Annotated in this window: 22 protein-coding genes, 1 tRNA gene and 1 other RNA gene; 13 read left to right on the top strand and 11 right to left on the bottom strand. The window is 68.4% G+C overall.

The window, feature by feature from the left end:
• Window positions 1–61 precede the first annotated feature (61 nt).
• From BLW00_RS10830 to BLW00_RS10820, 3 genes are read right to left on the bottom strand one after another with little or no spacing between them, the layout of a single operon-like run.
• On the bottom strand, window positions 62–811 hold the full coding sequence (locus tag BLW00_RS10830) for an ABC transporter ATP-binding protein (protein WP_092553635.1): 750 nt from the start codon (window positions 809–811) through the stop codon (window positions 62–64).
• Between the two features lie 2 nt (window positions 812–813).
• Complete coding sequence (locus BLW00_RS10825) at window positions 814–1,617, bottom strand: ABC transporter permease (RefSeq protein WP_245741519.1); 804 nt, start codon at window positions 1,615–1,617, stop codon at window positions 814–816.
• A 41-nt stretch (window positions 1,618–1,658) separates the two neighbouring features.
• Window positions 1,659–2,351, bottom strand: coding sequence for a phosphocholine cytidylyltransferase family protein (locus BLW00_RS10820; protein ID WP_092553632.1), 693 nt, complete (start codon window positions 2,349–2,351; stop codon window positions 1,659–1,661).
• 436 nt (window positions 2,352–2,787) lie between these two features.
• Here BLW00_RS10820 and BLW00_RS10815 point away from each other — a divergent pair, with 436 nt between their 5' ends.
• The 3 genes from BLW00_RS10815 to BLW00_RS10805 are packed head-to-tail and all read left to right on the top strand — an operon-like array spanning window position 2,788 to window position 5,889.
• Window positions 2,788–4,005, top strand: coding sequence for an ABC transporter ATP-binding protein (locus BLW00_RS10815; RefSeq protein WP_175494222.1), 1,218 nt, complete (start codon window positions 2,788–2,790; stop codon window positions 4,003–4,005).
• Window positions 3,981–5,552 carry a hypothetical protein gene (locus tag BLW00_RS10810; RefSeq protein WP_092553629.1) on the top strand — a complete coding sequence of 524 codons (1,572 nt, stop codon included), beginning with the start codon at window positions 3,981–3,983 and terminating at the stop codon, window positions 5,550–5,552. Before BLW00_RS10815 ends, BLW00_RS10810 begins: the two co-directional genes overlap by 25 nt.
• Window positions 5,553–5,595: 43 nt before the next feature.
• Window positions 5,596–5,889 carry a DUF3039 domain-containing protein gene (locus BLW00_RS10805; protein ID WP_092553626.1) on the top strand — a complete coding sequence of 98 codons (294 nt, stop codon included), beginning with the start codon at window positions 5,596–5,598 and terminating at the stop codon, window positions 5,887–5,889.
• On the opposite strand, the gene BLW00_RS10800 is transcribed toward BLW00_RS10805, so the two are convergent.
• A complete protein-coding gene (locus BLW00_RS10800) occupies window positions 5,876–7,204 on the bottom strand; it encodes a nicotinate phosphoribosyltransferase (protein ID WP_092553623.1) in 1,329 nt (442 codons plus the stop codon). The two genes, BLW00_RS10805 and BLW00_RS10800, sit on opposite strands and share 14 nt — an antisense overlap.
• A 43-nt stretch (window positions 7,205–7,247) precedes the next feature.
• On the opposite strand from BLW00_RS10800, the gene murI reads away from it, so the two are divergent.
• From murI to BLW00_RS10780, 4 genes are read left to right on the top strand one after another with little or no spacing between them, the layout of a single operon-like run.
• Complete coding sequence (gene murI / locus BLW00_RS10795; RefSeq protein WP_092553620.1) at window positions 7,248–8,084, top strand: glutamate racemase; 837 nt, start codon at window positions 7,248–7,250, stop codon at window positions 8,082–8,084.
• Window positions 8,081–8,830: a ribonuclease PH gene (gene rph / locus BLW00_RS10790; protein ID WP_092553617.1), complete on the top strand. Its 750-nt coding sequence runs from the start codon at window positions 8,081–8,083 to the stop codon at window positions 8,828–8,830. The genes murI and rph overlap by 4 nt, the downstream gene beginning before the upstream one ends.
• A gap of 8 nt (window positions 8,831–8,838) precedes the next feature.
• Window positions 8,839–9,435, top strand: a complete 597-nt coding sequence (gene rdgB, locus BLW00_RS10785) for an RdgB/HAM1 family non-canonical purine NTP pyrophosphatase (protein ID WP_092553614.1) — start codon at window positions 8,839–8,841, stop codon at window positions 9,433–9,435.
• A gap of 46 nt (window positions 9,436–9,481) precedes the next feature.
• A complete protein-coding gene (locus BLW00_RS10780) occupies window positions 9,482–10,537 on the top strand; it encodes a cation diffusion facilitator family transporter (RefSeq protein WP_092553611.1) in 1,056 nt (351 codons plus the stop codon).
• Window positions 10,538–10,563: 26 nt separating this feature from the next.
• Here the strand turns inward: BLW00_RS10780 and BLW00_RS10775 are convergent, their stop codons facing one another.
• The 3 genes from BLW00_RS10775 to BLW00_RS10765 all read right to left on the bottom strand — a co-directional run bounded on the left by BLW00_RS10775 (window position 10,564) and on the right by BLW00_RS10765 (window position 12,783).
• Window positions 10,564–11,361, bottom strand: a complete 798-nt coding sequence (locus tag BLW00_RS10775) for a DedA family protein (RefSeq protein ID WP_407650964.1) — start codon at window positions 11,359–11,361, stop codon at window positions 10,564–10,566.
• Between the two features lie 23 nt (window positions 11,362–11,384).
• Window positions 11,385–11,466: transfer RNA gene (locus tag BLW00_RS10770), tRNA-Leu, on the bottom strand.
• Window positions 11,467–11,544: 78 nt separating this feature from the next.
• Window positions 11,545–12,783 carry an MFS transporter gene (locus tag BLW00_RS10765; protein ID WP_092553608.1) on the bottom strand — a complete coding sequence of 413 codons (1,239 nt, stop codon included), beginning with the start codon at window positions 12,781–12,783 and terminating at the stop codon, window positions 11,545–11,547.
• 76 nt (window positions 12,784–12,859) lie between these two features.
• Here BLW00_RS10765 and prfB point away from each other — a divergent pair, with 76 nt between their 5' ends.
• The 4 genes from prfB to smpB all read left to right on the top strand — a co-directional run bounded on the left by prfB (window position 12,860) and on the right by smpB (window position 16,687).
• Window positions 12,860–13,966, top strand: coding sequence for a peptide chain release factor 2 (gene prfB, locus BLW00_RS10760; protein WP_092553605.1), 1,107 nt, complete (start codon window positions 12,860–12,862; stop codon window positions 13,964–13,966).
• 97 nt (window positions 13,967–14,063) lie between these two features.
• A complete protein-coding gene (ftsE, locus tag BLW00_RS10755; RefSeq protein ID WP_092553602.1) occupies window positions 14,064–15,245 on the top strand; it encodes a cell division ATP-binding protein FtsE in 1,182 nt (393 codons plus the stop codon).
• Complete coding sequence (gene ftsX, locus BLW00_RS10750; RefSeq protein ID WP_092553599.1) at window positions 15,242–16,156, top strand: permease-like cell division protein FtsX; 915 nt, start codon at window positions 15,242–15,244, stop codon at window positions 16,154–16,156. The genes ftsE and ftsX overlap by 4 nt, the downstream gene beginning before the upstream one ends.
• A gap of 54 nt (window positions 16,157–16,210) precedes the next feature.
• Window positions 16,211–16,687 (top strand): SsrA-binding protein SmpB, encoded by a 477-nt coding sequence (smpB, locus tag BLW00_RS10745; RefSeq protein WP_092553596.1) that lies wholly within the window; start codon window positions 16,211–16,213, stop codon window positions 16,685–16,687.
• A 68-nt stretch (window positions 16,688–16,755) separates the two neighbouring features.
• On the opposite strand, the gene BLW00_RS10740 is transcribed toward smpB, so the two are convergent.
• Together BLW00_RS10740 and BLW00_RS10735 are read right to left on the bottom strand one after the other, a co-directional pair.
• Complete coding sequence (locus BLW00_RS10740) at window positions 16,756–17,670, bottom strand: SDR family NAD(P)-dependent oxidoreductase (RefSeq protein WP_245741518.1); 915 nt, start codon at window positions 17,668–17,670, stop codon at window positions 16,756–16,758.
• Window positions 17,671–17,711: 41 nt separating this feature from the next.
• The gene (locus BLW00_RS10735; RefSeq protein ID WP_175494221.1) at window positions 17,712–18,386 is read right to left on the bottom strand and encodes an SIMPL domain-containing protein; all 675 of its coding nucleotides are present in this window, start codon (window positions 18,384–18,386) and stop codon (window positions 17,712–17,714) included.
• A 120-nt stretch (window positions 18,387–18,506) separates the two neighbouring features.
• Here BLW00_RS10735 and ssrA point away from each other — a divergent pair.
• Window positions 18,507–18,905, top strand: a transfer-messenger RNA (tmRNA) gene (gene ssrA, locus BLW00_RS10730).
• Window positions 18,906–18,931: 26 nt separating this feature from the next.
• Here ssrA and BLW00_RS10725 read toward each other — a convergent pair.
• Together BLW00_RS10725 and BLW00_RS10720 are read right to left on the bottom strand one after the other, a co-directional pair.
• The gene (locus BLW00_RS10725; RefSeq protein ID WP_092553590.1) at window positions 18,932–19,498 is read right to left on the bottom strand and encodes a hypothetical protein; all 567 of its coding nucleotides are present in this window, start codon (window positions 19,496–19,498) and stop codon (window positions 18,932–18,934) included.
• A gap of 70 nt (window positions 19,499–19,568) precedes the next feature.
• The gene (locus BLW00_RS10720) at window positions 19,569–20,225 is read right to left on the bottom strand and encodes a histidine phosphatase family protein (protein ID WP_092553587.1); all 657 of its coding nucleotides are present in this window, start codon (window positions 20,223–20,225) and stop codon (window positions 19,569–19,571) included.
• 111 nt (window positions 20,226–20,336) lie between these two features.
• On the opposite strand from BLW00_RS10720, the gene BLW00_RS10715 reads away from it, so the two are divergent.
• Window positions 20,337–21,569, top strand: coding sequence for an NAD(P)/FAD-dependent oxidoreductase (locus tag BLW00_RS10715; protein ID WP_092553584.1), 1,233 nt, complete (start codon window positions 20,337–20,339; stop codon window positions 21,567–21,569).
• Window positions 21,570–21,592 lie beyond the last annotated feature (23 nt).

Raw genomic sequence — 21,592 nt, 5'->3', positions numbered from 1 at the left:
CCCCACCACCGACAATGGAGCCCCTCAACCGGCCTCCGCCGGCCAACTGTGGATAACTTCGTCAGGAAGGGTCGGCTGTGTCGGAGGAGTAGCGCTCCAGCGCCTCCTCGATCGGGCCGTCGAACACCAGCCGCCCTTTGTCGAGATAGAGCCCTCGCGTGCAGAAACGCCGCAGGTCGCGCTCGTTGTGCGACACGAAGAAGAGGGTGCGCCCGCCGTCGAGCAACTCCTCGATGCGCCGGTAGCACTTCTCGCGGAAACCCTTGTCGCCGACGGCCAGCACCTCGTCGACGAGGATGATCGGCTCCTCGAGCTGCGAGATCACGGAGAAGGCGATCCGCACGCGCATCCCGCTCGACAGGTGCTTGTAGGGGGTGTCGAGGAAGTCGCCGATCTCGGCGAAGGCGATGATGTCGTCGAAGCGCGCATCCACTTCGCGGCGGGTCATGCCGTGCAGCCCCGCCGTGAGATAGACGTTGTCGCGCACCGAGAGGTCTTCGACGAATCCTCCGGTGATCTCGATCAGCGGCGCGACGCCTTCACGCACCCGCACGTGCCCCTCGTCGGGCAGCACCACCTCGGCGACGAGTTTCAGCAGTGTCGACTTGCCTTGACCGTTGCGCCCGATGACGCCGATCGCCTCGCCCCGCCGCACGGTGAAACTGACGTCTCGCAACGCCCAGAACTCGCCCGGTCGCGAGCGTCGCGAGCTCCCCGCGAAGAGGTCTTTGAAGCTCCGGCGGGCGCGGCGGTTGCGCTTGAACCGGATGCCGACGCGGTCGACCGTGATGACGTCGCTCTGGCTCGGCACGCTCAGATCTCCTTCAGCACGCTGCGCTCGGACTTCTGGAAAACCAGGATGCCGATGAAGAGCAGCACCAGGGCCATCCCGGCTCCCACGCCCACCTGATACCAGTCCAGCTGGTCGGGGAAGAATCCGGCGCGATAGAGCGAGAACACGCCCGAGAGCGGGTTGAACGCCGCCCAGGGCTGCAAGCTCTCCGGCAGGTCATGGGTGCCGTAGATGATGGGCGACGCGTAGAACAGGAAGCGCAGGGCGAGCTTCACGGCGCGCTCGAGGTCGCGGAAGAACACCACGAGCGGCGCCACGATGAGCGCCACGCCGACCGTGAGCACCGCCTGCAGCAGGATGCCCAGGGGGAACAGCAGCACGTCCCCGTTCACGGTCGCCCCCGCGAACACCGCGAAGAGCACGAGCACCGGGATGCTGGCGAGGAACTCGATGCCCTTCGACAGCACCAGGCGGTTCACCCAGATGGTGCGGGGGATCTTGGTGGAACGGATCAGCTTCGCCTCGCGCAGGAAGGCCCGCGTCGCATCCGACACCGTGCCGTTGAACCACATCCACGGAAGCAGTGCCGACAGCAGGAACACGATGTAGGGCTCGGTGCCGACCGGGCGGTGGAACACCTGGGTGAAGACGAACCAGTAGATGCCCGCCATCACGAGCGGATCGAGGATCGACCAGACGTAGCCGAGCGCCGAGGTCGAGTAGCGCACCCGCAGATCGCGGCGGGTCAGCAGCCACAGCGAATGCCGGTACCGCGACCACCCGCCGCTCCTACGAGACAGCGGCGCCAGTGTCGCTGCGCTCACGTGCCGGGACCCTTCCGTTGTCGGTCGGCCCCTACTCTATTTCAGACGAACAGGTTGGCGCGTTCCAGGTCTTCCTGGAAGTCGACCTCGACCGCGTACAGGTCGGAGATGTCGACCGGCTCGATCAGCACCTTGTCCTTCTCGATCGCGAGCTCGATGCCGCGCTCGAAGTAGTCCTGGTCGTTCACCTTCTGCAGGTGACGGATGAAGGAGGCCTTGTCGCGCGAGGAGATGTAGTTGATGCCCACGGCCTCGCCGAGACCGCCCACGACCGTCTTGGAGAGCTCGTCGATGTAGCCCTCCGCGGTCGTCGTGTACTTGACCTCTTCATCCGAGACCTTCGCGGTGTTGACCGTCACGAACGACTGGTCGCGCGCGATCATCGGAACGGCGCGGTCGAGAACACTGGGGTCGAAGACGACGTCGCCGTTCATCCAGAGCACCCCACCCGACGTGGACGCCTGGAGCGCCCGCAGCAGGCTCTTCGAGGTGTTCGTCTGGTCGTACTCCTCGTTGTAGACGAAGGATGCCTCGGGGAACGCCTCGATGATGTGCTCGAGCTTGTAGCCCACGACGATGGTGACCTTCGCGTTCGATCCGAAAGCGTGCCGGATGTTGTCGAACTGCTGCCCCATGATGGTGCGGCCGTCGCTCAGCTCGGTGAGAGGCTTGGGGAGTGACCGGCCGAGCCGGCTTCCCATGCCTGCGGCAAGTATGACGACCTGGGTGGTCACGTTTGTCTCCTCTGGTTGGCGATCATTGCTGATCCTGCGGTGCTGGGAGAGGAACGGGCGTGAAGCGCCGTCTGCCGAATAGCAGTGCAGAGTTCAGGCCCGATTAACCTCTCGGTTTCGTTCCAGACACCTCGTCATGCCTCCGATCAGTGTACTGTGCCCCCATTTCGGGGCAAGGGAGGCTGTGTGTATCGTTTCTGTTTCGTGATGCGTGCGCCGGGCCGAAGAGGTGTCAGACTGAGGGCTTCGTGACCGAGCCCTCCGGAAGGGCGACGAGCCCGGTGCAGGGCGGCAAAGGGATTGATAGGTTAGTGCGGTGAGCTCAGAGTCAGACACTCCAGATGCCGGGGGAGCACGGTCTGGCGGCCCACGCGCTCCTCGCCGCGCCCCCGCGAAAGCGGCCGGTTCGGCCTCCGCGACCGCGGGCCGAACGCCCGTGAAACGCACCCCGGCGCAGAAGCCTGCGACTCCCGCCAAGCCGACGACTCCGGCGAAGCCCACCGCCGCCCGTCGCCCGTCGACCGCGGCCAAGGCCGCGCCGGCCGCGCCGGCTGAGGCGCCCGACGTCGCCGCCGCCGGAACGTCGGCACCGGCACCGGCCCGCAAGAAGCCCGCCGCGCCGCGGAAGCCCGCGCAGCGCAAACCCGCCGCCAAGCCCACCACGGCGGCTCCGCCGACGACCGGAACGGCCGAGGGGATCGAGACCGCGGTCGTCGCAGCTCCCCCCGCGCCCGCCCCCGCCGAGGAGATCGTGGTCATCCCCGCGATCCCGGCTCCGGCGAGGCCGTCCGCGGCGACGCCGGCTCCCCGCACACCTCGGGTGCCCCGTACCCCGCGGAAGCCGCGCGCCGCGGTGTCCACGCCGCCACTGGTGGTGCGCGACATCGATCCGGACAACATCGCGCTCTCCATCAGGGGCCTCGTGAAGAAGTTCGGAAGCACCACCGCGGTGGCCGGAATCGACATCGACGTGCCGCAGGGCTCGTTCTACGGCATCGTCGGCCCGAACGGCGCCGGCAAGACCACGACCCTCTCGATGGTCACCGGCCTCCTCCGTCCCGACGGCGGCACCATCACCGTGCTCGAGCAAGACGTCTGGCGCGACCCGGTTGCCGCCAAGCGCCTGATCGGCGTGCTGCCCGACCGGCTGCGGCTGTTCGACCGGCTCACCGGCCGCCAGCTGCTCTATTACTCGGGCACGCTCCGCGGTCTCGACGCCGCGACGGTGGCCCACCGCAGCGACGACCTCGCCTCCGCCTTCGGCCTCGAAGACGCCCTCGGCCGGCTGGTCTCCGACTACTCGGCCGGCATGACGAAGAAGATCGCACTGGCCTGCTCGATGATCCACTCACCGCGCCTCCTGGTGCTCGACGAGCCCTTCGAATCGGTCGACCCGGTGTCGGCCGCGAACGTGGTCGAGATCCTGGAGAAGTACGTCGCGGGCGGCGGAACCGTCGTGCTCTCCAGCCACAGCATGGACATGATCCAGCGCGTCTGCGACCGCGTCGCCATCATCGTCGAAGGCCAGGTGCTCGCCAAGGGCACGGTCGACGAGGTGCGCGACGGCGGCACACTCGAACAACGATTCGTCGAACTCGCGGGCGGCCGCAAGAGCGCAGAAGGCATGGAATGGTTGCTGAGTTCCTCCGACTGAGGCTGCGCCTCCTCGCCAACAACGTCAAACGGCCGACGCCTCAGCTCGTCGGGGTGATCATCGGAACCGCGTATGCCGTGATCATGGGGATCGCGCTCATCGCCATCCTGTTCTCGCTCCGCACGGGGGAGCCCGAGGTCACGCGCAACATCGTCGTGATCGGCGGTTCGGCCGTGGTGGCCGGGTTCTTCCTGCTGCCGCTGTTCTTCAGCACGCAGGATCCGATGGATCCGCGTTCGTTCTCGCTGTACGGGGTGAGTGACGGAGCGATGGCCTTCGGCCTGTTCATCGCAGCCTTCCTCAGCGTCCCCTCGCTGATCGTCACCCTGGTGAGCCTCGCCACCATCGCCACCTGGTCGCAATCGCCCGGTTCCGCGCTCCTCGCCGTGGTGTCGGCGGTCGTCGGGGCACTCACCTGCGTGCTCGGCGCGCGGCTCGCCACCTCGATCTCGGCGTTCGTCTTCGTCACCCGCCGATCGCGCGAGATCGGGGTGACCGTCGGCGTGCTGGCGATCATCGTCATCGTTCCCGGCATCCTGCTGCTCATGCTCACGGGCTGGGGCGACGACGGAGGCGGTTTCTTCTCCGCGCTCGAGAACGTGCTCGGCTGGACGCCGCTCGGCGCGGTCTGGGCGATCCCGGCCGATGCGGCGAACGGACAATGGGTCTTCTCGGTTCTGAAGCTCCTGATCGCGCTGGCCACCCTGGCGCTCGTCTGGCTGGCCTGGAAAGGCCTCGTGGCCTTGATGCTCGTGACACCCGGTCACCAGAGCGAGACCCGAGACCATGCCGGTCTCGGGTGGTTCGGGCGCACCCCCACCACGCGCACCGGTGCCATCGCCGCGCGCTCGCTCACCTACTGGGGCCGTGACGCGCGCTACTACGCCCAACTCGTGATCGTGCCCGTGGTCCCGATCGTCACCGTGGTCGTCTTCGTCTTCGTGGGCATCCCGATCGGATACACGGCGCTCCTGCCGATCCCGCTGATGTGCATCTTCCTCGGCTGGGTGGTGCACAACGACGTCGCGTTCGACCACACGGCCATCTGGCTGCACGTCGTGGCCGGGCGCGTGGGGGTCGCCGACCGTATCGGCCGGATGATCCCGGTCGTGCTCATCGCCATTCCGCTGATCGGCATCGGCTCGTTCCTCAGCGTGGTGTTCGCCGACAACCCGGATGCGCTTCCCGCGGTGCTCGGCACCAGCACCTGCCTGGTGCTCACCGGTCTCGGTCTCGGCAGCATCTTCTCAGCCCGCTTCCCCTATCCGGCGAGCCGTCCGGGCGACAGCGCGTTCACGCAGCCGCAGTCGACCGGCGCCACCTCGGTGCTGGCCCAGGGCTTCTCGTTGGGTGCCACGCTCATCCTCTCCACCCCCGCCGTCGTCTACGGGGTGCTGGGCGTGTTCGTCGACCCCGACTACTTCTGGGTGTCGCTCTGGACCGGCCTCGGCATCGGTGTCGTCGTGGTCGTGCTTGGTGTCGCCTGGGGCGCACGCATCTTCACACGCCGCGGTCCCGAGATCCTGGCGGCCGCGCAGCGCAACTGAAACGGCGGGCCAACCGCCGCCGGAGCGATCTACAATTGACCCCATGGTCAATCCCGTTTTCGACAGCATCTCCGAGCCCGGGGACATCCCTTCCGGTGGAGGCACGGCCACGCTCGACCGCGAGCTCCAGGAGCTCATCGAGGCCGAACAGTTCGACCCCGGAGACCACGAGCGCTTCTCGCATTACGTGCAGAAGGAGAAGATCCTCGAGTCGGCTCTCACCGGCAAGCCCGTCAAGGCGCTGTGCGGCAAGAAGTGGACGCCGGGTCGCGACCCGGAGAAGTTCCCGATCTGCCCCACCTGCAAAGAGATCTACGAGAAGCTCATCGACGAGTAGCCGACGGTTCGGCGTCGACGTACACCGTCGGCAGGGCCGGTTCGCCGGCCGCCAACCGGAACGCCTCGGGCGGCAGTTCGCGCAACGCGATCGCGCGCCGCTCCCGCGCCGACGCGACCCCGTGCGGGCCGGTGAAGACGGCATCCGCGACGCCGTCGGTCATCAGCCGGGTGTGCAGCATCCGTCCCGGCACCACCGACGGCGCCGCCGCCCCGACGTAGATCGTCTCCGAGGTGGCGATGCCGGATGCGCTGAGCGCGCGAACCGGATGCTTCCGGCCGCCGTGGGTCGCCTTCTCCGGCGACTTCTTGGCCACCGAGATCCATTCGCCCGCGTTGTCCTGCCGAGCGACCAGCTTGTAGACCATGCCGGACGCGGGAGAGCCCGACCCCGTGACCACCGAGGTGCCCACGCCGTAGGAGTCGACCGGGGTGGCCGCCAGGGCGGCAATCGTGTACTCGTCGAGGTCGTTGGTGACCGTGATCTTCGTGTCGCGGTTGCCGAGCTCGTCGAGCTGAGCCCGCACGGCCGAGACCAGGGTCAGCAGATCGCCGGAGTCCAGGCGCACGGCGCCGAGTTCCGGGCCGGCGACCCGCACGGCGGTGCGCACGCCCTCCGCCACGTCGTAGGTGTCGACGAGCAGGGTCGTGCCGGGGCCGAGCGCGGCCACCTGCGCGCGGAAGGCCTCCTCCTCGGTGTCGTGCAGCATGGTGAAGGCGTGTGCGGCGGTGCCCATCGTCGGCACGCCCCAGGTGCGCCCGGCTTCGAGGTTCGAGGTGGCGGCGAAGCCGGCGATGTAGGCGGCACGGGCGGCGGCGATCGCCGAGCGCTCGCCCGTGCGTCGCGAGCCCATCTCCGCGAGCGGACGGCCACGCGCGGCGGAGACCATGCGCGACGCGGCACCGGCGACCGCGGAGTCGTAGTTGAGCACGCTGAGGATCAGGGTCTCGAGCAGGACGCCCTCGGCGAAGCTGGACTCGACCACCAGGATCGGCGAGTTGGGGAAGTAGAGCTCGCCCTCGCGGTAGCCCGTGATCGTTCCGGAGAACCGGTAGCCGGCCAGCCAGTCGAGGGTGGGGGCGCTGACGATCCGGTGCTCGCTCAAGAACTCCAGCTCGGCATCCTGGAACCGGAAGCCCTCGATGAGTTCGAGCAGCCTTCCCGTTCCGGCCACGACACCGTACCGCCGGCCGGCCGGGAGCGAGCGGCCGAAGGCCTCGAAGACGCTCCGCCGGTCATGGGTGCCGGCGCGGATGGCCGCATCGACCATCGTGAGCTCGTAGCGGTCGGTGAGCAGGGCGGTGGACGCGGTCACCCTCCGAGCTTAGGCCGTGGCACTCGGGCTAGGCTGTCCTATCGTGAGTGATGCGCCGATCGGGATCTTCGACTCCGGCGTGGGTGGCCTGACCGTCGCACGCTCGGTGCGAGACCAGCTGCCCCGCGAATCCATCCTCTACGTGGGTGACACGGCGCACTCGCCCTATGGTCCGCGTCCGCTGGCCGAGGTGCGCCGCTTCGCCCTCGAGGTGCTCGACGACCTGGTGGAGCAAGACGTGAAGATGCTCGTCATCGCCTGCAACACGGCGTCGGCGGCGATGCTGCGGGATGCGCGTGAGCGCTACAGCGTGCCGGTGGTCGAGGTCATCCAGCCCGCCGTGCGCACGGCCGTGTCGGTGACGCGCAACAACAAGGTCGGCGTGATCGGCACCACGGCCACCATCACCTCGCGCGCCTACAACGACGCCTTCGCGGCCGCGCCGCACCTCGAGCTCTTCACCCAGGCCTGCCCCGAGTTCGTGGAGCACGTCGAGGCCGGCGACACCACGAGCCGCGAACTCGTCGCCCTCGCCGAGAAGTACCTGACGCCCTTGGTGGAGCAGGGAATCGACACCCTGGTGCTCGGCTGCACCCACTACCCCTTCCTCAAGGGCGCGATCTCCTACGTCGTGGGCGAGGGGGTGCGACTCGTCTCGAGCGACACCGAGACCGCGAACGACGTCTATCGCACCCTGGTGCGCGCCGGCATCGAGCGCACCTCGCCCGGCCGCGCCGAATACCGCTACGAGGCGACCGGAGGCAGCGCCGAGGAGTTCATCCGCTTGTCCGAGCTCTTCCTCGGGCCGGAGGTGTCCTCCGTCGAGTTGGTGGAGACCGGCACCATCCCCATCACCGATCCCACAAGGAGCCACTCGTGACCGACATCATCCGCAAAGACGGCCGAACCCCCGATCAGCTGCGCGCGGTCACCATCGAGCGCGGCTGGAGCGACCAGGCCGAGGGCTCGGCGCTGATCTCCTTCGGCAAGACGAAGGTGCTCTGCACCGCCTCCTTCACCAACGGCGTGCCGCGCTGGAAGTCGGGATCGGGCAAGGGCTGGGTGACGGCCGAGTACGCGATGCTCCCGCGCTCCACCAACGACCGGATGGATCGCGAGTCGGTGAAGGGCCGGATCGGTGGCCGCACCCACGAGATCTCGCGCCTGATCGGCCGCTCGCTCCGTGCCGTGGTCGACATGAAGGCCCTGGGGGAGAACACGATCGTGATCGATTGCGACGTGCTGCAGGCCGACGGAGGCACCCGCACGGCCGCCATCACAGGCGCCTATGTCGCGCTGGCCGACGCCATCGAGTGGGCGCGCGAGAAGAAGTTCATCGGGCAGCGTTCGCAGCCGCTGCTCGACACGGTCTCGGCGGTCTCGGTGGGCATCATCGACGGCGATCCGATGCTCGACCTGGCCTACGTCGAAGACGTGCGGGCCGAGACCGACATGAACGTGGTCGTCACCGGCCGCGGACTGTTCGTGGAGGTGCAGGGCACGGCCGAGGGTGCGCCGTTCGACCGGTCCGAACTGAACTCGCTGCTCGACCTGGCGCTGCTCGGCACCACCGAGCTGGCAGTGCTGCAGAACGCGGTGCTCGCCGCCGGCGCAGCGGGGGAGTAGGCATCCGGATGCGCGTCGTGCTCGCCACCCACAACGCCCACAAGGTGCAGGAGTTCCAAGGCATCCTCGGGTCGGCCCTGCCCGAGCTCGAGATCGTGGCCTACGACGGCCCCGAGCCCGTTGAAGACGGCACGACCTTCGCCGAGAACGCCCTGATCAAGGCCCGGGCCGCGGCCGCGCACTCGGGACTCCCGGCGATGGCCGACGACTCGGGCATCGGCGTCGACGTGATGGGCGGCGCGCCCGGCATCTTCTCGGCCCGCTGGGCGGGCCACGGGCGCGGCTCGGAGGCCAACCTCGCGTTGCTGCTCGACCAGCTCGCCGACATCGCGCCCGAGCACCGCGCCGCGCACTTCGACTGCCACATCGCGATCGTGGTGCCGGCGACCGGGTTCGAGCAGGTCGTCTCCGGCCGCTGGCCGGGCCGGCTCGCCACCGCGGCGCACGGCGGAGGCGGATTCGGCTACGACCCCATCTTCGTGCCCGAAGGGTTCGCCATCACGGCGGCCGAGTTGCAGCCGGAGGAGAAGAACGCCATCAGTCACCGGGCACGCGCCTTCGAGGCGGCGATCCCGGTACTGAGAACGAGCCTCATTCCCGAGTAGCCGACGCGCTGGCACCAGGCTCTCGCGGGCGGTTACCGTTGAGGTGATGACGAACGAATCCGCCGCGCACGAGCACGGCCACGACCACGGAGACGCCGCCGGCTGCGGGCCGGGGTCGGCGCACGCCGCGGCGGTGGCGCGCGACGAGGCGGCGCGCGCGGGTGGCGGCGGCGGGGCCGGTTCAGCCGGTGGTGGTCACGGCCACAGCCACGGTGCGGGCGCGAACCGCTCCCGCCTGACACTCGCCATCGCCATCGTCGCCACCGTGCTCGTGGTCGAGGTGATCGGCGCCTTCTTCACCGGCTCGCTGTCGCTGTTCGCGGATGCCGGGCACATGCTCTCCGACCTCATCGGCCTGATCATCGCGCTGATCGCCACCATCGTCGCCGCGCGCCCGGCGAACGACCGGCACAGCTACGGCTATCAGCGCGCCGAGGTGTTCGGCGCCCTCGCGAACAGCCTCATCCTCATCGGCGTGGCCGTGTTCGTGACCTTCGAAGCCGTCACCCGGCTCATCTCCTCCGAACCCGGGGAGGTGCGTGGTGGGCTGATGCTCGTGGTGGCCTGCATCGGCCTGGTGGCGAACTTCACCTCGCTGCTGATCCTGCGCGGGGGAGCCAAGACGTCGATCAACATGCGCGGCGCCTATCTGGAGGTGCTGGGCGACCTGCTCGGGTCGATCGCCGTCATCCTGGCGGCCGTGGTCATCCTGGCCACCGGATTCGAGAAGGCGGATGCGATCGCCTCGCTCCTGATCGCCGCCATGATCGTGCCGCGCGCGGTCTCCCTGCTGCGCGACGTGTTCTCTGTGCTCAGCCAGTCGACTCCGTCGGCGATGGACGTACAGGAGATCCGCGCGCACATCCTCGAGGAGCCGGGTGTGGTCGACGTGCACGACGTGCACGTCTGGGCCATCACCTCGGGTCAGTACGTGTTCTCGGCCCACGTGGTGGTGGCGCGAGAGGTGTTCGAGCGTGGCGACACCGGGCCCCTGCTCGATTCGCTCGGCACGTGTCTCACCGCGCACTTCGACGTCGAGCACTCGACCTTCCAGCTCGAGCCGGCCGAGCACGCCCGGCACGAGGACCAGCAGCACCTCTAGACGAGGGGCAGGAGGGGCGGCCTGCCTTACGCGCGGCCGTCGACGTCGTTGCCGAACACCTCGGGCTCGAGCGTGAGCTTCTCGGCGGCGCCGGTGACCTCGACCTGTTCGGCGTCGGCGGCGGCGGCATCCCGCTTCGCCTTGCGGGCCGTGCGGATGTAGTGGAACACGGTGGGGATGACCGTGAGCACCACGACTCCGATCAGCACCAGGTCGAGGTAGTTCTCGGCGAAGTTCTTCACGATCGGGATCTGCCCGAGCAGGTAGCCGAGCAGGGTGATGCCCGAACCCCAGATGAGGGCGCCGATGGCGTTGTAGAGCGAGTACCGGCGGTAGTTCATGTGGCCGATGCCGGCGGCGACCGGGGCGAATGTGCGCACGATCGGCACGAAGCGCGCGATGATCACGGCGAAGCCGCCGAAGCGCTCGAAGAACTCGTTGGTGCGTTCGACGTTGCGCACGCTGAACAGGCCCGATTCCTTGCGCTCGAAGATGCGCGGACCGAACTTGTGGCCGATGAGGTAGCCGACTTCGCCGCCGAGGAAGGCGGCGAGCGAGATGGCGAGGCAGACCCACCAGATGTCGACGCCGAACTTGCCCGTCACGGCGAGCACCCCGGTGAAGAAGAGCAACGTGTCGCCGGGCAGCAGGAACCCGACGAGCAGGCCCGTCTCGGCGAACACGATCGCGCAGACCACCAGGAGGGCCACGGGTCCGAAGACGCCGCCGAGCAGGATGTTGGGGTCGAGCCACGGGATGAGCGAGGCGGGGGCAGAGGCGGCGATCACAGCGGGGTTCTCCAGTCGTCGGGGTGGTGCATCCACCCGGCGGCACTAAACATCGAGAGTACGGGAGAAGGGACTTGAACCCTCACGCTCGAAAGCACAGGAACCTAAATCCTGCGTGTCTGCCAATTCCACCACTCCCGCAAAGCTAATTCCAGTGTAGGGGGTGGCTGCTCGGCATCCTTTGAGCCGGCCGTGCGCGCCCTCGACGGGGCGTGGGTGTCAGCGGGCGGCGCGCGGGATGTGCGGCAGATAGCGTGGCACGTTGCGGATCAGGATGCCCGCGCCCACCAGTCCCACCACGCCCACCAACCCGGTGGCGAGGGAGAGCGACGCCACGGCCACGATGCCCGACACGACCAGGGGCGCCGCGGCGGCCCCCGCATCCGCGGTGAAGCGGAAGGCGCCGAGGAACGGGGCCGGGTCGTCCCGCGGCGCGAGATCGGCGCTGAGCGTCATGATGATGCCGCTGCCCACCCCGTTGGCCACCCCCATGACGATCGCCACGACGACGAACCACTGCACCGCCCCGGGCAGGTCGTGGGTGAACGACAGCGTGATCAGCGCGAGCCCCATCCCGACCATCGAGGGCACCACGCTCCAGAGCCGGCCGAAGCGGTCCATGATCTGGCCGCTGGTGTAGAAGAGGGCGAAGTCGGCGGCGGCACCGATTCCCACGATGAGCGCGGTCGACGATTCGGAGAGGCCGATGCTCACCGCCCAGAGCGGGAGGATGGCCATCCGGCTGGCGCGGAGCGCGCCCACCACCCCGGCGCCGCTGCCCATCCGCAGCAGCACGCCGCGGTTCTGCCAGATCGTGGTGAACAGGCTCACCGACTCGGCACGCACGAGCAGTTCGCCGGCATCGGGTTTCGCGACGTTCGCGGTGGGGTCGGGCATCGCGATCAGCACGACGGTCACGATCACGGCGCAGGTGATGTGGAGCAGGAACGCGGCCTGCACCGAGCCGGTCAGCCCGATCACCGCCGCCCCGAGGAACGGCCCGATGAACCAGCCCGCCCGGAACGAGCCGCCGAGGGTGGAGAGCGCGCGGGCCCGGATGCGCACCGGCACGAAGGTGGTCATGAAGGCCTGACGGGCGAGCGCGAAGACCGCTGCCGAGAGGCCGAGGAAGAAGATGGCGACGCCGAAGAGAGTGGCGGTGGCGGCGAACATGGCCACGGTGACGGAGGCGATCGAGAGCACGGCGGCGGAGATCATGGCCACCCGCTCGCCGATCTTCGACACGAGCCAGCCGCTCGGGATGTCGCCGGCCAGCTGCCCCACGACGATCATCGCCGCGATGAACCCCGCGCCCGCGAGTCCCGCGCCGAGCGAGGAGGCCACGGCGGGGATGATCGGGATGATCGCGCCCTCGCCGATGCCGAAGAGGAGAGACGGCAGGAGGGCGGGGAGCGCGATCGACCGGAACCGGAAGTCGTCGCCCGCCTGCACACTCATTGCGACTACTTTACGCCTGCTAAGCAATGCGTCCGTCGTGGGGCCGGCGAGGGCCACTCGATAGACTGTCGGGACGATGTTAGACATTGACCTTTCAGAACAGATCGCCCAGCTCCGGAGCACCTTCGCAGACATCCGATCGGTCGTCGACGTCGACGCGCTGACGGCCGAGATCGCGCGCCTGAGTGAGGAGGCCGGCGTTCCCGATCTCTGGGACGACACGGAGAAGGCGCAGAAGGTCACCAGCGCACTGAGCCACCGCCAGGGCGAGCTGGCGCGCATCGAATCGATCGAGAGCCGGCTCGACGACCTCGAGGTGCTGATCGAGCTGGCCAACTCCGAGAACGACGAGGAGTCGGCCGAGGAGGCCAAGGCCGAACTGGTGAGCCTGCAGAAGGTGCTCGGCGACCTCGAGGTGCAGACCCTGCTGAACGGGGAGTGGGACGCGCGGCCCGCGGTCGTCACCATCCGCTCCGGCGCCGGGGGAGTGGATGCCGCCGACTTCGCCGAGATGCTGATGCGCATGTACCTGCGCTGGGCCGAGAAGCACGGTTACCCGGTCACGGTGATGGACACGAGCTACGCCGAGGAGGCGGGCATCAAGTCGGCCACCTTCGAGGTCGACGCACCCTACGCCTTCGGCACCCTCTCGGTCGAGGCGGGCACGCACCGCCTGGTGCGGATGAGCCCCTTCGGCGCGGCGGGCAAGCGCCAGACCAGCTTCGCGGCCGTCGAGGTCATCCCGCTGATGGAGGAGGCCGGGGCGATCGAGATCCCCGAGAACGACATCCGGGTCGACGTCTTCCGTTCCTCCGGTCCCGGCGGCCAGTCGGTCAACACCACCGACTCCGCCGTGCGCATCACCCACCTCCCCACCGGCACCGTGGTGTCGATGCAGAACGAGAAGAGCCAGATCCAGAACCGTGCCGCCGCCATGCGCGTGCTCGCATCGCGACTGCTGCTGCTGCAGCGCGAGGCCGAGGCGGCGCAGAAGAAGGAACTGGCCGGAACCATCACCGCGAGCTGGGGCGACCAGATGCGCAGCTACGTGCTCGCGCCCTACCAGATGGTGAAAGACCTCCGCACCGAGTACGAGGTGAACAACCCCTCGGCCGTCTTCGACGGCGACCTCGACGGCTTCATCGCCGCGGGCATCCGGTGGCGCAAGCGCAAGACGGAGTAGGCAAGGCGGGTGCGCCCGGATGCCGTTTCTATGAATCGGCGTGTCCAGCGAGTCGCGACCCCGAAAAGCGTGCAGCGCTGCTTAGTCTCGACACGTCATGATTCGGTTTGATCACGTAACCAAGACCTACAAGGGCACCAAGCGGCCGGCCCTCAACTCGATCGACCTCGAAATCCTGCGCGGGGAGTTCGTCTTCCTGGTGGGGGCTTCGGGATCGGGCAAGTCGAGCTTCCTCCGCCTGATCCTCAAGGAGGACAGGCCGACCAGTGGCAACATCCACGTGCTCGGCCAAGACCTCAATGCGATCTCGAACCGGAAGGTGCCCTACTTCCGGCGCAACCTCGGTGTCGTGTTCCAGGACTTCCGGCTGCTGCCGTCGAAGAACGTCTTCGACAACGTGGCGTTCACCCTGCAGGTCATCGGCAAGTCGCGCGGCTTCATCCAGGAAGCGGTTCCCGACGTGCTGCAGATGGTCGGGCTCGCCGAGAAGGCCAACCGCCTGCCGCACGAGCTCTCCGGTGGTGAGCAGCAGCGCGTCGCCATCGCGCGCGCCGTGGTGAACAAGCCCGCCATCCTGCTGGCCGACGAGCCGACCGGCAACCTCGACCCTTCCACCAGCGCCGGTATCATGACGGTGCTCGAGCGCATCAACGCGGGCGGCACCACCGTGGTCATGGCCACCCATGACAACGCGATCGTCGACCACATGAAGCGCCGCGTGATCGAGCTGGTCACCGGTCAGATCGTGCGCGACGAAGACCAGGGCGCCTACGGAATGACCGCCGAGATCGCCTTGCAGGACTCCGGCCTCACCGCCGAGATCGCGCTCTCCGAAGGACTCGCGCGGCCGGTCGGGCCTGCGCAGCCGCACGTCGCCCCGCCGCGCTACGCACCGCCGGTGCCCACCTCGACGCAAGCCACGCCCGTGGTCGCGCCACCGCCCATGCAACCCGTGTCGCGGCCCGTGCCCGCCTCGCAGCCCGTGCCCGTGCAGCAGCCCGTCTCCGAGCCGGTGACGGTGCCGCCGACGCCGCAGTACGAGCGCCCGGTGCAGGCCGCGCCTGCTCCGAACGGGGCTCAGACCGCACCCGCTCAGACCGGTCCGGTCGTGCCCGCGGGCGCGCATCCGGGAACCCCGCCGATGCCGGTGAACCCGCCGCAGCCGGATCCGCACGACCCGGCCACCGAATCACTCACCCTCGCCGAGAAACTCGGCCTGCGGGCGCCCGGCGCCCCGGCCGACCCGGCGAAAGACCAGAACGTAGGGCCCACGACGTGAGATTCGCACTCATCCTGGGTGAGGTCGGCACCGGCCTCCGGCGCAATGTCTCGATGGTCATCTCCGTCGTGCTCGTGACTTTCATCTCGCTGACCTTCGTGGGCGCCGCCGTACTGATGCAGTTCCAGATCAACCAGATGAAGAGCTTCTGGTATGACAAAGCGCAAGTGGCCATCTATATGTGCACCGCGACGGACACGGGGCAGAATTGCGCCGGCGGCGAAGCGAACGAAGATCAGAAGGCCGCGGTGAAAGCACAGCTGGATTCGCCGACACTGCAGCCGTTCATCAAACAGTACTTTTTCGAAGATCACGACGAGGCGTACGCGAACTTCCAGAAGCAGTTCGCCGACAACCCGGTCACGGAGTATGTGACGCCGGACCTGCTTGCTGAGACGTACTGGGTCAACATGAAAGACCCACAGCAGTCCGATGTGCTGGTGGAGAGCCTGTCCGGTCTTCCCGGGGTTCAAAGTGTGACGGATCAACGCAGTTACCTCGAGCAGATCTTCAACATTCTGAACATCGCGAGCATCACCGCTCTTGGCATCGCCATCATCATGCTCGTGGCGGCGGTGCTGTTGATCGCCACGACCATCCGGCTCTCCGCCTTCTCGAGGCGCCGGGAGATCGGCATCATGCGGCTCGTCGGTGCGTCGAATCGCTTCATTCAGACTCCCTTCATCGTCGAAGGGGTGATCGCCTCGCTCATCGGATCGGTGCTGGCGGGCGCCGCCCTGGTGCTCGTCGTGAAGTTCTTCGTGCAAGACCAGTTGGCGGTGGCGCTGCCCTTCACCTCCTTCATCGGCCTGAGTGATGCGTTCTTCGTGGTGCCGATTCTGATCGTCGGCGGTGCGCTGCTTGCGGCGCTGGCGGCCAAGGTCGCGATCACCCGCTATCTGAAGGTCTAGAATGGTGGGCTGCCCCATTCCGGGCTGCCCATCGTTCTGAACCAAGGAGACACCGTGCCACGCGAACGCGGAGAGAAGGTCGTCGCGACCAACCGCAAGGCGCGACACGACTACACCATCGAAGACACCTATGAGGCGGGCCTCGTGCTCACCGGCACCGAGGTGAAGTCGCTGCGGGAAGGCCGGGCCTCGTTGGTCGACGGCTACGCCTTCGTCGAGGGCGGAGAAGCCTGGCTCGACGCGGTGCACATTCCGGAGTACAACCAGGGCACCTGGAACAATCATCCGCCGCGCCGTAAGCGCAAGCTGCTGCTGCACAAGGAGCAGATCCTCAAGATCCACAACAAGACCAAAGAGGGCGGCTACACCCTCGTGCCACTGAAGCTCTACTTCAGCGACGGGCGGGCGAAGGTCGAGATCGCGGTGGCGAAGGGCAAGCGCGAGTACGACAAGCGCCAGGCGCTGCGCGAACGGCAGGACAAGCGGGAGGCCGACCGCGCCATGTCGAGCCACCGCGCCCTCGGCGACTGACGACCTTCTTGCCCCCTTCCGCCTCAAACCCCGGGTTTTAGGGCCAATGGGGGCAAGAAGATCGAGGGTCAGGAGGGCAAGTCGTAGGTGACGCCGGTGAGGTGCTCGGCGGCCGCCCAGAGCGGGCGGGCGATCGCGGGATCGCGGGCGTAGGACTTCGCAGCCACGACGGCGGGGCGGCCCTTCAGCTGGCGCCAGCCCGACGGGCCCCAGTACTGCCCGCCGGCTGCGCCCGGGTCGGTCGCCGCAGCCACGAGCGGCCAGGCGCCCGCATCCTTGCCCTGAGCGATCGCGCGGTAGGCGGTGCGCACGGGTGCCGGTGCGCTCTTCGGGGTGGGCAGGATGTCGCGTCGCGGTGCGAGCTCGTCGACCGAGTACCCCGGATGCGCCACCAGGCTCGCCGCTGAGGCGCCCGCCAACCGGAGTCGTCGGTCGAGCTCGAAACCGGAGGTCATCACGGCGAGCTTCGAGCGCCCGTAGGTGCGGAACTCGCGGAACCGCCCGGTGCTCGCCTGCAGGTCGTCGAGGTCGAGCCGGAAGAATTCGTGGCTGATGCTGCCGAGGTGCACGATCCGGGTCGCGACCGGCTGCTCGAGCAGGGCGGGGAGCATCCGGCCGATCAGGGCGAAGTGGCCGAGGAAGTTCGTGCCGATCATCGATTCGAACCCGTCGGGAGTGGTCTGGCGGCCACGGGAGGCGAGCACCCCGGCGTTCGCGATCAGGGCGTCGATGCGGGGGAGTGCGGCTAGTTCGGCGGCGGCGTCGGCGACCGAGGAGAGGTCGGCGAGGTCGAGGCGCACGAAGCGCGCATCCGCACCGGGCACGTGGGAGTAGAGGGAGCGGAGCGCCGCGGCGCCCCGCTCGGGGTTGCGCGCTGCGATGACGACGCTGCCGCCTGCTGCCGCCAGCTGTTCGCCGGCCCAGTAGCCGAGTCCGCCGGTGCCTCCGGTCACGACGAAGGTGCGGCCCGTGAGGTCGGGCACGGCGGGTGATGCACCCCGCTCGGGGCGAGAACCGGCGCCGCTCACGTGAGGGCGGACTGCGACGAGAAGCGGGCGTGCACGGTGGCCTCGATCACGATCGCGCTGGGCCGCAACTCCATGCCGCCGCCTCCGCCGGGTGCGCCCTTGGCCATCGTCATCGCCGCGAACTGCGGGGCCGGCGCCGGGTTGTCGAGCAACCCGGGGTCGGAGAGGGAGATCGGCACGACGTCGCCCAGGCCGAGAGCGGCGGCGTATTCGCGGGCCTTGGCGACCGCATCCACGACCGCGCCGCGGCGGGCTTCGGCCTGCAGTTGCTCCTCGGTCTCGTGCGAGAGCAGCCACTCGATGCCGTCGATGGCGATGCCGTCGCGGATGGACACGACGTCGATCCATTCCGACAGGGCTTCGAAGTCGTCGAACTCGGCGTCGACGAAGACCGCGCTGTGGAACTCCACCGGCAGCCGCGTGCCGTCCTGACTCCAGGGGCGCTGGCCCCAGACCCGGATGTCTTCGGAGTGCCAGCCGATCACCGGTCCGTCGCGCTCGTCGAGGATCGATTCGAGCGAACCGGTGAGTGACTCGTGCGCTGCACGGGTGGCGGCGAGCACACTGTCGCGCTTGGAGCCCTCGAAGCCCACGCCGATGCGCACCCGGGCGCGCTCGGGGTTGCGGCGCAGGCGACTCGACCCGGCCACGGTGATGATCGTCTCTGACATGGTTCCCACGATATTCCATGCACATGACTGCGCGAATCTGTCGTAGACTAGAGGGCTGCTCCAGGGTGAAGCCCGGAACAGCGTTTGACAACTCAACAGCGTGCACCAGTGACCCATCGAGGGGATGATCGGTTTCGACATCGCCTGCGAAACTGCGAGAAGCGGGTCGAGGATGCGGGGTTATCTCGTTAACGCCCTCCGCAAAATATAAGTGCCAATTCAAACAGCACTGTTGCGGCCAAGAAGGCCTCCTTCGCCCTTGCGGCGTAGGACTTCCTTCCTAGCTAAATAGCAACTGTCGGTCCGGGAATGCTCTCTACCCGGGTTCCGGCATTATCTAGAGAGATTGCTGCGTGGTTGAGCCTCAGGGCCACGCGGGACTTGCACTGAGACTGGGCTCGTCGACCTAGGTGCCTGTGGCAAAGGTCGGAGCCGAGTAGAACGTCTGCACAGGCTACGCCCGTAGAAGGCGCAGAATCACAGCGATGGACGGGGGTTCAATTCCCCCCATCTCCACCACCGGTCACTGGTGCACGTTCGTTGGGTCAGCCGCGTGCGTTCGGGGCAGCACAGTTCGGCAGAACGATGCCGCTCGACGTGCCGTAGAGGTAGTTCCACGACACGATCGACAGGTAGTCGTAGGCGATGCTGCAGTCGGCCCCGAGGATTCCCTCGAGCGACTCCAGGGCGGGGTCGAGGCCCACGGTCACCTCGACCGACGTCGTTCCGGCTTCGATCGCGCCCGTGTTCCAGACATAACAGTCGCCGCCTTCGTAGACGTTGTCGACTGCGCCGGCGAAGGCCCAGCCGGGGCTCACGGCGAGCACGGCGAGGCCCTCGGGCAGGCAGAAGTCGAGCATGACGCCGTCGTACTGGCCCTCCTCGCTCGGCGGCAGCCCGGGCAGGTTCGAGAGCGAGAGCCCGAACACCTGCGTGTGCGAGTCGACCTCGACCGGGCCATAGGGAGTCAACACGGGGTCGCTGCCGCTCGCGGCTGCCGCGGGCGACGCCACGGCCAGCGCGACCACCGGCACGCCCCACGCGCCTGCCGTCAGAAGGCCCCGGCGGCTGAGCGACCGGGATCGGATGTCGGATTCGCGGTGCTCGGTCATCGGTTCGTCCGTTCTGCGACCCGGCCCCCTGCCGGCGCTCGCACCTGCGCCGAGCTTAGCTCAGCCGGACTCAGCCGAGCGCTTCGCCCGTGGGGTCCGGGGCCGACGCGTCTTCCAGCGCCAGACCGCCGAGCGGTGTGCCCTGCCAGTGGGTGCAGATCCACCCCTCCGCCGCCGAGCCTTCGAGGGTGACGACGCCGGTGTTCTCGAGCGGATGCGCGCGGCTGAACTCCGCGTCGAGGTTCGTCGACGACCAGGAGGCCCAGGTGCGGATGGCGGCGCCGTGGCTGACGACCGCGATCGTGCCCTCGTAGCGCTCGCTCAGGGCGCTGATCACGCCGTCGTAGCGCTCGTAGAACTCGGTTCCGTTCTCGCCCTCGGGGATGCGTGCGGAGAAATCCGTCCACCAGGTGAAGATCGTGCCCGTGTAGGTGTGGATCGCCTCCTCGTCGGAGCGGCCCTCGAGCGAACCCGCGTCGATCTCCTGGAGGCCCTCGAGCACGGTCGGTTCCAGACCCAGCGCCTCTGCCAACGGCGCGGCCGTCTGCTGTGTGCGGAGCATCGTGGAGACGAAGATCGCCTCGATCTCCTCGCCGGCGAGTGCGGCCGGAACGGCGGCGGCCTGTTCGCGCCCGAGCTCGGTGAGTCCCGGTCCGGGCACCACGGTGCCGAGGGCGCCGCGCACGTTGTCGATGGTCTGGCCGTGTCTGATCAGGAGGAGTCGCATCCCCTCCAGCCTAAGGCCGCGTCAGCCCGGGATTCCCATGAGTGCCCGGGTACTTCGCGCGTCGATATCGCGGAGCGTACGCTGGGCAGGTCGTCTCCGAAAGGAAGAAGCATGACGGATGCCCAGCAGAGCTTCGTGATCGTCGGCGCGGCCCTCGCGGGCGCGACCGCCGCCAAGACGCTCCGGGAGGAGGGATTCGACGGGCGGGTCGTGCTCGTCGGCCTGGAGGAGCACCATCCGTACATCCGGCCACCGCTCTCGAAGGAGTTCCTGAGCGGCGCGGCCGATCGCGACAGCGTGTTCGTCGAGAAGCCGGAGTGGTACGCCGACCACGACGTGGAACTGCTCACGGGCGTGCGTGCGCTGAGCGTCGATCCGATCGACCACCTCGTGGCGCTCGACGACGGCAGCGAGCTGCGGTACTCCGAGCTGCTGCTCGCGACGGGGTCGCATCCGCGCCGTCCGGAGTTCGATGGCATCGATCTCGACGGGGTGCACCTGCTTCGCACGCTCGACGACGCGGAGACGCTCCGGGGCCTCCTGGCCGGCGGCGGCCGGCGTGTGGTCTCGATCGGAGCGGGCTGGATCGGCTTGGAGGTCGCGGCCACGGCGCGCACCCTCGGCAACGACGTGACGGTCGTGGTGCGGGGAGCCGTGCCGCTGGCCGCTGCCCTGGGCGCGGAGCTCGGCGGCGTGTTCGCGCAGTTGCACGTCGACAACGGGGTCGAGCTGCGCACCAACGCCGCGGTGGCGCGACTCGTCGGAGCCGGCGGCGCCGTGACCGGAGTCGAACTGGCCGACGGCACCGTGCTGCCCGCCGATCTCGTGGTGCTCGGCATCGGCGCCGCACCCAACCTCGAGCTGGCGGAGACGGCGGGGCTCGAGCTCACCACGGGTGTCGCCGTCGACGAGCATCTTCGCTCGAGCGACCCCCACATCGTCGCGGCGGGCGACATCGCCGACGCCTGGCATCCGCTCGTGGGCCTCCGCCTGCGCAGCGAGCACTGGGCCAACGCCTTGAACGGCGGGGCTGTGGCGGCGCGCTCGATGCTGGGGCTCGACGTCGTCTACGACGACATCCCCTACTTCTACACCGACCAGTTCGACCTCGGCATGGAGTACTCCGGCTTCGGGCCGCTCGCCCGGCACGCCGAGGTGGTGTACCGCGGCGACAAGGATGCGCGCGCGTTCATCGCCTTCTGGCTGGCCGACGGCAAGGTGGTCGCCGGCATGAACGTGAACGTCTGGGACGTCAACGAGGCGGTGCAGGGCGTCATCCGCCGCGGGAACGTCGTCGACCGTGCTGCCCTCATCGATCCGGATGTGCCGTTGGACAGCCTCTGAACGTCAGCTGATTCCCGGCAGAA

The organism is Herbiconiux ginsengi (genome assembly GCF_900107435.1).
Lineage (GTDB): Bacteria > Actinomycetota > Actinomycetes > Actinomycetales > Microbacteriaceae > Herbiconiux > Herbiconiux ginsengi.
This window is presented reverse-complemented; position numbering and strand designations above follow the sequence as displayed.